We start from the raw sequence: 12,285 nt of genomic DNA on the forward strand, positions 1-12,285 counted from the left end.
GGCGACAGAGAACGGACCCGACCCGCAGTTTAGGAGGGTCGTTCTCAGGCATCGCAAGGCTCAGCAAGGGGAATACAGGTTTTCTGGCGAGAGATCGGAACCCAAGACGATTGGGCCTGAATCCGCAGTTGATTACATGCCTGGAAACCCGCCACCCGGTGGCATGCCGCCTCCAGGGAAGCCGCCTTTTCCGCCGCCACCCATTTTTTTCATCAACTTGGCCAGTCCGCCTTTCTGCATGCTCTTCATCATGTCGCGCATTTGCTCAAACTGTTTCAGCAAGCGGTTTACTTCCTGAACCTGCACGCCCGCACCCGCAGCAATGCGGCGCTTGCGGGAAGCTTTCAAAATATCGGGCTTGGTGCGTTCGGCAATGGTCATTGAGAAAATAATGGCTTCGGTGCGCTTCATCTGCTTTTCTGCGGCGGTGGCATCCACATCGCCCGCACCTTTCATCAGTTGGCTGGGCAATTTGTCCATCAGCCCTTGCAGGCCACCCATGTTTCGCATCTGGCTGATTTGCGCCAAAAAGTCGTTTAAATCAAAAGCCTTGCCACTTTTCAGTTTCTTGGCGAGTTTTTCCGCTTCGTGCTGGTCAATGCCTTTTTTGGCCTCTTCCACCAAGGAAACGATGTCGCCCATGCCCAGAATTCGGCCCGCCACACGGTCGGGGTGAAATTTCTCAAAGCCAGTCAGCTTTTCGCCCACACCCATGAATTTGATGGGTTTGCCCGTAATTTGGCGCACGGAAAGGGCGGCACCCCCACGCGCATCGCCGTCCATTTTGGTGAGTACCACGCCGGTCAGGGGCAGGGCTTCGTTGAAGGCCTTGGCAGTGTTGGCGGCATCCTGACCCAACATCGCATCGATCACAAACAAGGTTTCAGTCGGGTTAACTGCTGCATGCAAAGCCTTGATTTCATTCATCATGGCTTCATCAATGCCCAAGCGGCCTGCCGTGTCCAGAATCAGCACATCAAAAAACTGGCGTTTGGCGTGGTTCAGCGCCGCCAAGGCAATGTCGACTGGTTTTTGAGTGATGTCGGAAGGAAAGAACTCGGCGCCTGCCTGCCCGCTGACTGTTTTTAGCTGTTCAATCGCCGCAGGGCGATACACGTCGGCTGAAACGGTCAGCACTTTCTTTTTCAGGTTGTCTTTTAAATACTTGGCCAGCTTGCCGGTGGTGGTTGTTTTACCAGCACCTTGCAAACCTGCCATCAAAATCACCACCGGGGGCTGCGCGGCCAGGTTGATTTCTTCTGTTTTCTCGCCAATCAGCTTGATTAGCTGCTTGTGAACAATGCCCACCAGGGCTTGGCCGGGGGTTAAGCTGTTCAGCACTTCCTCGCCCAGCGCCTGTTCCTTCACCTGATTGATGAACTCTTTCACCACGGGCAGGGCCACGTCGGCCTCCAGAAGCGCCAAGCGAACTTCACGCAACATTTCCTGCGTGTTGGCCTCGGTAATGCGGGCTTCGCCTTTGATATTTTTGACAACGCGCGTTAGGCGATCGGAGAGGTTTTCAAACATCGTATGGTGCCCCTGACTCGTGCTATGAATCGAGTAAACTGATTGGTATGAACAACACAATATTGTACGCGCTCGCAGTGCCGCTGCTGTCCGCCTCGGGTGGATTGGCGGCGCTGAACGTTTTCGGCAAATGGTCTGCACCTGCAGGGTTAAACCGTGCGTTGGTTGCTTTGGCGTTGCTGGTGTCGGGTTATTTGTTGGGCACCCTGTTGTTTCAAACCGATGGCATGCACTTCGGTTTTGTTCTTGGCTTGATGTGCGTGGCCTGGCTGGCCTCCTTGGTCGCCTTTGTTGAAAGTTTTTTCAACCGTGTGCCACTGCTTGAGTTAATTGTGTTTCCGCTGTGTGCCGTGGTGTTTTTGCTTCCACTGTGGATGGGCGAAGACGCTGCAATTCGCATGGCTGGCGATCATTTGTTTCAGTTGCACCTGTTGATTGCACTGGCAGCCTATAGTTTGTTGGGTATTGCGGCTGCCCATGGCATCGTGATGGCCTTTCAGGAAAAAGCCCTGCACCAGCCTGTGGCGTCTAATCAGGAAAACCGCGTGCTGCGGGAACGGCTTCTGGATCAATTGCCCTCGCTGCTCACCATGGAGTCGATTCTGTTCCGGCAGCTTTGGGCGGGCTTTGTGTTGTTGTCGCTCACCCTGATCACAGGTTTTCTGTTTTCTGAAGAGTGGAGCGGCAGCAGTTGGCGATTTGATCACAAAACCCTGTTCGCCATCATTTCATGGTGTTCATTCGCGGTATTGCTGGGCGGGCGTGTGGTATTTGGCTGGCGTGGCAAAGTGGCTTTGCGCTGGTGTTTGGGCAGCTATGCGGTGTTGGTATTGGCTTATTTTGGTACCCAGTTTGTGCTGGAATTTATTTTGAAAAGGGCAGTTTGATGGGTCGTATTCTGTTTTTCCTGGGCCTGGCGTTGGTGGCCTGGATTCTTTTCAAAAGCTGGCAGCGCAAACAATTGGGTGAAAAACCCGGTGTAGACGTTAAACAAAAAGGCAATCTGGGCCGTAAAACCCAGGAAGAGATCATGCCTTGCCAGCATTGCGGCGCTTACAGCCCCATGTCTGAGGGCGTGATGATGCAGGGGCGCTTTTATTGCGGCATGGAGCATGCCAAGGCGGCCGGAGAGAAAGTTCGCTAACGAAGGGGCAGGCCATGTGGCTGGACGAAGGCTGGATTGAAGAAGACTGGGTACACCGCCTGCAAAGCCCCAATCAGGATGCGCGCCCCATGGGCACTGTGGTGGATACCCTGGTTGTTCATTGCATCAGCTTGCCCGAGCGTGGGCGAGACTCCGCCTTAATCACCGACCTGTTTTTGAATCGGCTCGATTGCCATTCCCATGCCTCGTTTGGCGAGTTGATCGGCCTGCATGTGTCCTCTCATTTTCTGATTGATCGGGATGGGTCTGTGACTCAATTTGTCTCGTGTGAAAAACGGGCCTGGCATGCCGGAATTTCAGCCGCAATGGACCGCAGTAATTTCAATCATTTTTCAATCGGCATTGAGTTGCTGGGCGATATTTACACCCCGTTTGAGCAAACCCAATACGCCAGCCTGAAGCGCCTTGCTTTGGAGTTACAAGCACGTTATCCACTGAAATATGCAATGGCGCACAGCGAGATAGCACCCACCCGGAAAACCGACCCCGGACCCTTCTTTGACTGGAAAGGTCTACGCAAATCAAACACCTACGAACTTCAGATTAACGGTCTTTAAAAGGCCGTTTTTTTGTTGCACTGCGGTTATCCCATGCTTGTCCACAAGTTGTTCACAGGGGATAACTCTGTGCACAAGTTGGGGATAAGAAAGTGTTTGCCAAATCGTGTTTCGACCACTACAATTAGTTCCAAGCCACATACAAAACACAAGATATAGTGGTTGCCAGTTTTACCCCACTACAAAAACAAACCCTCAAGAACACGTTTATTCCAGGAGAAAGATGCATGCTAACTAGCCATGGAACCTCAGATTTGGCGAGCAATTTGGCAACTGATGCGCCCTTGTCCACCTCTAAGCCTGCTGGTGCAGCGCCTGTGGTTGACAGCGCGTACTCAAACTACAAAATTATTCGCCGAAATGGTGCCGTGGTTGGTTTTGAGCCCAGCAAAATTGCCGTGGCCATGACCAAAGCATTTCTGGCAGTGAATGGTGGCCAGGGTGCTGCTTCTGCACGCATTCGTGAACTGGTTGAACAGATGACCGGCAGCGTGGTGAATGCCTTGGTTCGTCGCCAGCCTTCCGGTGGTATTTTCCACATTGAAGACATTCAAGACCAGGTTGAGCTGGCCCTGATGCGCTCTGGTGAAGCTGAAGTGGCTCGCGCCTATGTGTTGTACCGCGAGCGCCGTGCGCAAGAACGCGCAGCCAAGCAGGTTGAGCAAGCCGAGCAGCATGCTCTGAATGTAATGGACGGCGACATCAAGCGCCCCCTCGATGTTGAAGCACTGAAAGCGTTGATTGAGAGTGCTGCCGTTGGCTTGAATGAAATTGACGTTGCACACCTGCAGAAAGAAACCCTGAAGAATCTGTACGACGGCGTGAAAATCGACGAAGTCTTCAAGTCTGCGATTTTGGCCTCACGCGCCATGATCGAGAATGAACCCAGCTACACGCTGGTTACATCGCGCCTGTTGCTGCACACAATTCGCCGTGAAATTATTGGCCGCGAAATTGCGCAAGATGAAATGGCGCAGGTGTACCCCGAGTACTTCCCCCAGTTCATCAAGAAAGGCATTGCCGCTGGCCTGCTCGATAATCGCCTGGCCCAGTTTGACATGAAGAAATTGGGCGCGGCCCTGAAGTACGAACGCGATTTGCAGTTCGATTACCTTGGTCTGCAAACCCTGTACGACCGCTACTTCCTGCACGTAGAAGGCACCCGCATTGAAATGCCACAGGCGTTTTACATGCGCGTGGCCATGGGCCTGGCCTTAAATGAAGTGGATCGCGAAGCACGCGCCATTGAATTCTATGAAGTGCTGTCCACATTCGACTTCATGAGCTCTACGCCCACATTGTTCAACAGCGGCACCATTCGTTCGCAGTTGTCTTCTTGTTACCTCACCACCATTGGTGACGACCTTGACGATATCTATGAAGGCATCAAAGAAAACGCGCTGTTGAGCAAGTTTGCTGGCGGCCTGGGTAACGACTGGACGCCTGTTCGTGCCTTGGGCAGCCACATTAAGGGCACCAACGGCAAGTCACAAGGTGTTGTGCCATTCCTGAAAGTGGTGAATGACACGGCTGTTGCCGTGAACCAAGGTGGCAAGCGCAAAGGCGCGGTGTGTGCCTACCTTGAAACCTGGCACATGGACATTGAAGAGTTTCTGGAATTGCGCAAGAACACTGGCGACGACCGCCGCCGCACGCATGACATGAACACCGCGAACTGGATTCCTGACCTGTTCATGAAGCGTGTAATGGAAGGTGGTAACTGGACCCTGTTCAGCCCATCCGATTGCCCCGATTTGCACGACCTGTACGGCAAAGCCTTCGAAAAAGCCTACGTGGGTTACGAAGAGAAGGCTGCCCGTGGCGATTTGAAATTGTTCAAAACCGTGGAAGCAGCCAAGCTGTGGAGAAAGATTCTCTCCATGCTGTTTGAAACCGGTCACCCCTGGATTACGTTCAAAGACCCTTGCAACATTCGCAGCCCCCAGCAACACGTGGGCGTGGTGCACTCGTCCAACCTGTGTACAGAAATTACCCTGAACACGAACGAGAATGAAATTGCGGTGTGTAACCTGGGCTCCGTGAACCTGACGCGTCACCTGAAGCCCGCCGACAACGGCGAGCTGGTGCTAGACCACGAGAAGCTGCAGAAAACTGTGGGCGTGGCCATGCGCATGCTGGACAACGTGATCGACATCAACTACTACGCAGTGGCCAAGGCGCGCAATTCCAACCTGCGTCACCGCCCTGTGGGCATGGGCATGATGGGCTTCCAGGATGCACTGCACATGATGCGCAAGCCTTATGCATCCCGTGATGCAGTTGAATTCGCCGATGAAAGCATGGAAGCCATTTGCTACTACGCCTACGAAGCCTCGACTGAGTTGGCGGCCGAACGCGGTGCTTACAGCACCTTCAAGGGCTCGCTGTGGGACAAGGGCATCATGCCTTTGGATTCACTGAAGCTGCTGGAAGAAGAGCGTGGCGGTTATGTTGAAGTGGATACAAGCAGCCGTATGGACTGGGACGCACTGCGCGCACGCATCAAGAAGCACGGCATGCGCAACTCGAACTGCGTGGCCATTGCGCCCACGGCAACCATTTCCAACATTATTGGTGTAGCGGCTTCCATTGAGCCCACATTCCAGAACCTGTATGTGAAGTCGAACCTGAGTGGTGAATTCACGATCGTGAACGAACACTTGGTGCGCGACTTGAAGCGCTTGGGCATTTGGGACGAAGTGATGATTTCTGACCTGAAGTACTTCGACGGTTCGGTCATGAAGATTGACCGGATTCCAGAAGACCTGAAGCGCCTGTACGCCACAGCGTTTGAAATGGACCCACGCTGGCTGGTTGAAGCTGCAGCCCGTCGCCAAAAATGGATTGATCAAGGCCAAAGCTTGAACATTTACATGGCGGGTGTCAGCGGCAAGCGTTTGGACGACACGTACAAACTGGCCTGGATTCGCGGTTTGAAAACCACTTACTACCTGCGCACTATTGGTGCCACGCATGCTGAGAAATCAACCTTGGCAGGCGGTGAGTTGAATTCCGTGAATGCGGAAGGCGGTGCGTCTGCTGCGTTTACATCAGCCCCGGCCACTGGCTTGGTGCCTAACCTGCCTGAGCAAGAAATTGAAGGCAAGGTGTGCACCATGCGCCCAGGCGATGCGGGCTTCGACGAGTGCGAAGCTTGCCAGTAAAGTTTGAATAAAAGACCAGCGATTTGGGCAAGTGACCAAGACTTGCCCAAGTGAATAAAAATGAACATAATGACACTGTGACTTTATACAGTGTATTAGTTAAGGAGTTAGAAAATATGCTGTCTTGGGACGATGAATTTGATGCAACCATGGGCAAAACAGCAGCAGCGGCCAAGCCTGCCATGCCTGCCATGGGTTCTGTGGCTTCGGGTTTTGCTGCGCCTGCAGCCAGCCAGGGTTTGTATCAGCAAGCTGCGCGCCCTGTGGTGCAGCAACCTGCGGCTGAAGGTGCAAAGGCTGGCCGTGTAAACGCCGCCGACAAGCGCGTAATTAACGGCACCACCGATGTGAACCAGCTTGTGCCCTTCAAGTACAAGTGGGCTTGGGAAAAGTACCTGAGCCAGTGCGCCAACCACTGGATGCCGCAAGAAATCAACATGGACCGCGACATTGCGCTTTGGAAAGACCCCAACGGTTTGACCGAAGACGAACGCCTGATCGTGAAGCGTAACCTGGGCTTTTTTGTAACAGCCGATTCACTGGCTGCCAACAACATTGTGCTGGGTACCTACCGCCACATTACAGCGCCCGAGTGCCGCCAGTTTTTGCTGCGCCAAGCGTTTGATGAAGCCATTCACACCCATGCTTACCAATACATTGTAGAAAGCCTGGGTATTCCTGAAGCGGAAACATTCAACGCGTACAACGAAATTTCCTGCATCAAGGCCAAAGACGATTTCTTGCTGCCGTTCATTGATGTGTTGACTGACCCGTCATTCAAAACCGGCACGCTTGAAGCAGACCAAACATTGCTGAAGAGCCTGATCGCTTTTGCCTGCATTATGGAAGGCATGTTCTTCTACGTAGGCTTTGTGCAAATTCTGGCGCTGGGCCGCCAAAACAAAATGATTGGTGCTGCCGAGCAGTTCCAGTACATTTTGCGCGACGAGTCTGCACACTGCACATTCGGTATCGACCTGATCAACACCGTGAAACTGGAAAACCCACACCTGTGGACACCCGAGTTCAAGGAAGAGATCAAGGCCATGTTCCGCAAGGCTGTTGAACTTGAACACGCGTATGCCGTAGACACCATGCCACGCGGCGTGTTGGGTTTGAATTCTGCCCAGTTTATGGAATACATGAAGTTTATTTGCAACCGCCGTTCCAACCAGATTGGCTTGGGCACCTTGTACGAAGGCGCAACCAACCCATTCCCATGGATGAGCGAAATGATGGACTTGAAGAAAGAAACCAACTTCTTCGAACGCCGTGTAACTGAGTACCAAACTGGCGGTGCGTTGAGCTGGGATTAATCTTTCAGTTGCATGCCGTGATGTAAAAGAAAGCAGCCTTCGGGCTGCTTTTTTATTGGGCCTTTCAAGTATCACCCTGAGTGGGTGGCAGCAACCTAAATTTCTACCCTCTATCGCTGGCTGACTACACTTCCCGATTATTTAAATTCTTGGAGTTGGGGCACCATGTCAGCAGATCTGTTTTTGAAATTGGGCAATGTGAAAGGCGAGTCGGTTGACTTGAAGCACGCGGGCGAAATGGAGCTGCTAAGTGCACGTTGGGGCATGCAAGTGGCGGTGGGTGCCAATGGTGGCGTGTTGGCCCCAGCAGGGCGCGCGGAAGTGAAATCTTTACGTGTTGAAAAGCGCGTAGACCGTGCTTCCCCCACGCTGCATGCACAAACCTGTATCGGTCAGCTTTACGACACCATGGTGTTGACCAAGAGAAAATCTGGCCTTGTTCCGCTTGAATATTTGCGCATTACTTTCAAAGACGTGATTGTGAGTGACATTGATATTTCGCTGGGCGCAGGTGACGATGGTGACCTAGAAGTGGTCACCTTCGCGTTCACAGAGTATCAGGAAGAATACAAACCGCAGAATGGTGATGGCACGGGCGGTGCTGCTGTCACCGCCGGTTTTAATTGTATTAAGTGCGTGAAGATTTAACTTCGTTCTGGAGGCGTTCATACTCCTCCACATGTTGGTTGAACAGCCTCAGGTTAAGTTTGCGGATTGGGGCGGGCAGGTGGTACTTCACGTAGTCGTGGCGCCATTTCATACGCAAATGATGATTTCGAAAGGTAAGTGGATTACCCAATTCGCGTTCTAGTCTCATCACACTGGTTGTTTGTCCCATAAACATGAAGAGGATGCCAACCAAGGCAGCTGTGGGTATCATCGCCCCAACCTTGGCGAGTAATAGTTTTAGATCATCTGGTTCTGTGGTAATTGTTGGCAGAACAAAAACGTAGATCATCATGACCCCAATCAAAACCCAGGTTATGACCAATGCAGTTAGGCTCTTTTGTTTGTCTCTGTCCTCAAAAGAATGATCTGCAAGATAGACGTTAATAGTCCATAGTTCGATGGGCTTCCGAATGTCAACTTTGCCTTTGTTGATCTGTACGTTTGTATCAATTAAGGCCCAGATGTAACTGATTGTTGCGACAGCAAGTGCGTACCAAGAGTTGAAGTAACGGGATTCGTTGCTCAGAAAAATTGGAGCGTCTAGTACCATGCCCAAGACTTCAGGAAAAGTTGTCAGGCATGTGATTGGGAGAATAAAGATTGAAAGCTTGAGAGCATTTGCAATGTTGACCTGTGCAACAAACACGACGTAATACAAAACTGAAATCACGAGCAAGCTAACGGTTGCGAATAATGCGGTGATAGCCTGTTCGGAAAGGTCAAATAAGTAGGCTAACGGAACTACAACCCCATAGGCATAGAAGAACGCGAGGCAAAAGGAAGAGGTAAAAAAATCATTGAAGGGGAGGTAGGATTTAATCATGCTTAATTTGCCCCGAAAAAAGCTTTCGCTTTCTGCTCAATATGATTCGGCGCGCTAGACAGGTTATAAGCAACTCCGATCAAAACGCCAGCACCTAGCCCGATAAGTACGAGAGGTGCACCTGCGACAGTAAAGCCAGCCATACCTAAAGCCACTACCGCGACTTTTGCAAATGCGAGCCCACCTACCAAAGCCGCAACATTTCCAGTTTGATTCTTGGCGCTATCCACTGCGAATTGCATGTAGTTGAATTTTTGATCCAGCTTTGCGTTGTGGTTGTAGTTGGTCATCACGTCGTTGATCAATGTGGGGCCGAACGTTAGAACACCACCCACTCTCGCGGAGCCCAGAAAAGATGATCCTGTAAGCCTGCGCAACTCCCACATTTCATCTGAGGCTTGCTTGCTCAAGCTGAGTACCTTGTCATATTTGAATGCATTGGGCCCCATTGATTTAGTGCTCATGTTCTTACTGATTTTTTCGAACTGGTTTTTCTCCAGCAAGGTAATTTGTTTGGCGTTGGTTTGACGAACCCGGATAAGCACGTCGGCGTGTTTGCCAAACTGGTTGGAGCCTTTAAGGCCCACGGCTTTCAGTTCCACACCGTTGCCAAGTTTCACCGTGCGCGGTTTACCGCTGGCCAGTGTGGCTCGCAATTCGGTTTTCATTTTTGAAGTAAAGCGCGCTTTGGCTGCAGCTTCAATTAAATTGGCCAAGTTGCCGGGCAAGTTGGTTACACCAAATAACTGAGCAAGCAAGGCAGCGCTCACTGTGCCCTTTTCAAATGCACTTACCAGCGTACTGGTTTGCTGTGTGTTCAATTGCGAGGTCATCAGCATGACCCCAGCCACAGGGTCTTGCTGCATTACCTCGGGCACCATCGCCAGGCTAACTTGGGCATCGGGCTCGAAGTGGCCGAGAAAATCCATTTCCTGATGCAGGTATAGCGGCGCTGAACCATCGTGGCTATTCAGCGCACGGGTGTAGGCGAGTTGTAGCGATTGCGCTTTGCGCGTCAGGTGGTCTTCGTGAAATGTGCGGGCTTGGGTGTTCATGCGGCAGCAAAATAAAAACGAGGCAAGCCGCAGTATGCGTGAAAGGTTTTAAGGGGTAGAAATGAAGCGGTTTTTCGAAAAGGCAAGGGGGATGGAGCCTCCCCTTATATTTAGTTTTCAGATTTTTGCCATGGTAGCTTTTCGTAAAACTCGCATACCTTGAAGTACGCTAAATCAAATTCGGGCAGGTTATCTTGAATGTCGTTTGCAAGAGTGCGGTAGCCATCCGCCGCCATGTTTTGCACGGCTGGGTCTCTCAGGCTGTTTGTTGTGGCTTCAATTCCTTTGGTGGTGCAAGTTGTTTGTATGCATTCCAGTAAATCGATGTGTTCCCTATGGCCAGTGAGCGGTGCGTTCTCGATCAGAAAGTAAAGGTCGTAAACATCTTGATACCGGTTTCTTTTCCGGATGGGTTGCTGCAGCAGCGACCGATATTTCTCTGCCATCAAATTGACCAAGCTATACACATGCAGTTCGTCAAGGTCGCTAAGCCGAAGCATTTCAATATCCAGTACTGCCTCGTTGTAGCTGAAATCAATTTCGACAATTTGTGGGGACTGCTTTGCAATTAGGCGGCGCATGGCAGATGGGTTGCTTGGTGCTGCATATCCAATTCGCAGGTTAAGTGTAGGGTGAGTGCGGTTGTTGCCAGGTGGGTTTATTTTCGAAGATTGAATGGTGCAGTGGGTGTTGTAAGAAAGTAGTTGGTTGAAGTACTGAATTTGGGCTTCAAGTTCTTCAGTCAATTCTTTCTCGTTTCCTTGTTGGTAAAGTGCCGTGGTAGAAAAATCGGCGTCGCGGGTGAAGCGGGTGCTGTTGTAGCGAATGGCCATTAACATGCCACCTTTCATCACCATTTGCGTTCGAAGGGGCGCGCTGCTACCGATTGCAGACAACACAATATGAACAGCCTCCCGAAAAGCTTGTTGCTGTAAGGGTGCGCTGGCAACCCATTCGGCTACGTTCAGGGTTTCAATCTGCTTATTCAAAAGTGTTCTCGTTGTTCAATAAAGAGGGCAGGTTGATCGATAGCTTCCAACGATCTGAAAAAAATGGCTCAAATTCTGCCTCAGGGTTAAGTTTTCTAGACCCACCCCGCTGTGCAAACTTTTCCCAGTCGGCAAAAGCTGGGTGGTTAAGCTTGCAAACCTCGGACAGTAGGTAGCCAGCCCGAACCTTATCAATTGGCGCACCGTGGGTGTTCAGTTCATCTACAACAAATAGCAAGTACTTTTTGGCATGGTTGGTGTAAACGTCGACAACATGTTGCAGACCGCCGCACAAAGCGGGTTCTCGAAGCATGTCCAGAAAAACCCGACCAATTGTTGCAACGCGCAGGCTGCTGTGTGCTGTGGTGCGAAAGGCGCCCTGGTTTGAACGTTCAAGCAGGTGCACAGTAATTCCAGACAGTTTTTTAAAAGTAGGGCGAATTAGTTTTGGATAACCCAGTTTCAGAAAATTTTCAGTTTGCTGCCCAAGGTCGCGGTTCATTTTTGCCTTGGCCAATGCTGCCCATTCAGTAGCTTTTGGCCGCGTTAAATAAACCAACTGCGAGAAGCGGTCGGTTAAGCCGTAGTGTTCCATTGCGCTAAGGTGTGACACATACGCGAAAGGATCCAGGCTGCATGCAAGTTCAATTGCCGTGCTACGTTCATGCCCAAAGAGTTGGTATCCGCGTGTTTCTGCAAAGGGTTCAATGGGACGTATTAAGTGGAATTGTTGAAGTAGTTTTAAAACTTCTTCGAGTTGTTTTTTTGTGGCTGCGGTTGTTGATTTTTTATTCGGAAGGCATTGATATACCAGGCAAGCCAATTCATACTGAATAACAGCTGGGCCAGTTTGTTTGGCCAGCTGCGCAGCAATGGTTGTGACTATATTTTCGGGTTGAATAGCTTTAATGTTCTTTGCCATGCGTTTAACATCCGTCCTTAGGACGGATGTTAAACGCATGGCGTAATTTTGTCAAGAAGGCTTTTTATTTCGCTTAGTGCTGGGGTGGTGATGTC

At 51.0% G+C, this 12,285-nt stretch carries 11 protein-coding genes; 6 read left to right on the forward strand and 5 right to left on the reverse strand.

Going from position 1 to position 12,285, the window contains the following annotated elements:
• Positions 1–132: 132 nt before the first annotated feature.
• A complete protein-coding gene (gene ffh, locus LMED105_RS09165) occupies positions 133–1,530 on the reverse strand; it encodes a signal recognition particle protein (protein WP_008250457.1) in 1,398 nt (465 codons plus the stop codon).
• 47 nt (positions 1,531–1,577) lie between these two features.
• Here ffh and LMED105_RS09170 point away from each other — a divergent pair, with 47 nt between their 5' ends.
• From LMED105_RS09170 to LMED105_RS09195, 6 genes are all read left to right on the forward strand, one after another.
• On the forward strand, positions 1,578–2,417 hold the full coding sequence (locus LMED105_RS09170; protein WP_008250458.1) for an inner membrane protein YpjD: 840 nt from the start codon (positions 1,578–1,580) through the stop codon (positions 2,415–2,417).
• On the forward strand, positions 2,417–2,674 hold the full coding sequence (locus tag LMED105_RS09175) for a PP0621 family protein (RefSeq protein WP_008250461.1): 258 nt from the start codon (positions 2,417–2,419) through the stop codon (positions 2,672–2,674). The genes LMED105_RS09170 and LMED105_RS09175 overlap by 1 nt, the downstream gene beginning before the upstream one ends.
• 14 nt (positions 2,675–2,688) lie before the next feature.
• A complete protein-coding gene (gene ampD / locus LMED105_RS09180; protein WP_008250463.1) occupies positions 2,689–3,252 on the forward strand; it encodes a 1,6-anhydro-N-acetylmuramyl-L-alanine amidase AmpD in 564 nt (187 codons plus the stop codon).
• Between the two features lie 227 nt (positions 3,253–3,479).
• A complete protein-coding gene (locus tag LMED105_RS09185) occupies positions 3,480–6,416 on the forward strand; it encodes a ribonucleoside-diphosphate reductase subunit alpha (protein ID WP_083797156.1) in 2,937 nt (978 codons plus the stop codon).
• Between the two features lie 116 nt (positions 6,417–6,532).
• Positions 6,533–7,732 (forward strand): ribonucleotide-diphosphate reductase subunit beta, encoded by a 1,200-nt coding sequence (locus LMED105_RS09190; protein WP_008250466.1) that lies wholly within the window; start codon positions 6,533–6,535, stop codon positions 7,730–7,732.
• Positions 7,733–7,897: 165 nt separating this feature from the next.
• Positions 7,898–8,380, forward strand: coding sequence for a type VI secretion system tube protein Hcp (locus tag LMED105_RS09195; protein WP_008250468.1), 483 nt, complete (start codon positions 7,898–7,900; stop codon positions 8,378–8,380).
• Here the strand turns inward: LMED105_RS09195 and LMED105_RS09200 are convergent.
• The 4 genes from LMED105_RS09200 to LMED105_RS09215 all read right to left on the reverse strand — a co-directional run bounded on the left by LMED105_RS09200 (position 8,361) and on the right by LMED105_RS09215 (position 12,190).
• A complete protein-coding gene (locus tag LMED105_RS09200) occupies positions 8,361–9,224 on the reverse strand; it encodes a hypothetical protein (RefSeq protein WP_008250470.1) in 864 nt (287 codons plus the stop codon). The genes LMED105_RS09195 and LMED105_RS09200 overlap by 20 nt on opposite strands.
• Positions 9,225–9,226: 2 nt before the next feature.
• A complete protein-coding gene (locus LMED105_RS09205) occupies positions 9,227–10,279 on the reverse strand; it encodes a hypothetical protein (protein WP_008250473.1) in 1,053 nt (350 codons plus the stop codon).
• Positions 10,280–10,389: 110 nt separating this feature from the next.
• Positions 10,390–11,268, reverse strand: a complete 879-nt coding sequence (locus LMED105_RS09210) for a nucleotidyl transferase AbiEii/AbiGii toxin family protein (RefSeq protein ID WP_008250475.1) — start codon at positions 11,266–11,268, stop codon at positions 10,390–10,392.
• Entirely contained in the window at positions 11,261–12,190 is a 930-nt protein-coding gene (locus LMED105_RS09215; protein WP_008250478.1) for a hypothetical protein, read from the reverse strand. The genes LMED105_RS09210 and LMED105_RS09215 overlap by 8 nt, the downstream gene beginning before the upstream one ends.
• Between the last annotated feature and the right edge of the window lie 95 nt (positions 12,191–12,285).

Source organism: Limnobacter sp. MED105 (assembly GCF_000170915.1).
Classification (GTDB): Bacteria; Pseudomonadota; Gammaproteobacteria; order Burkholderiales; family Burkholderiaceae_B; genus Limnobacter.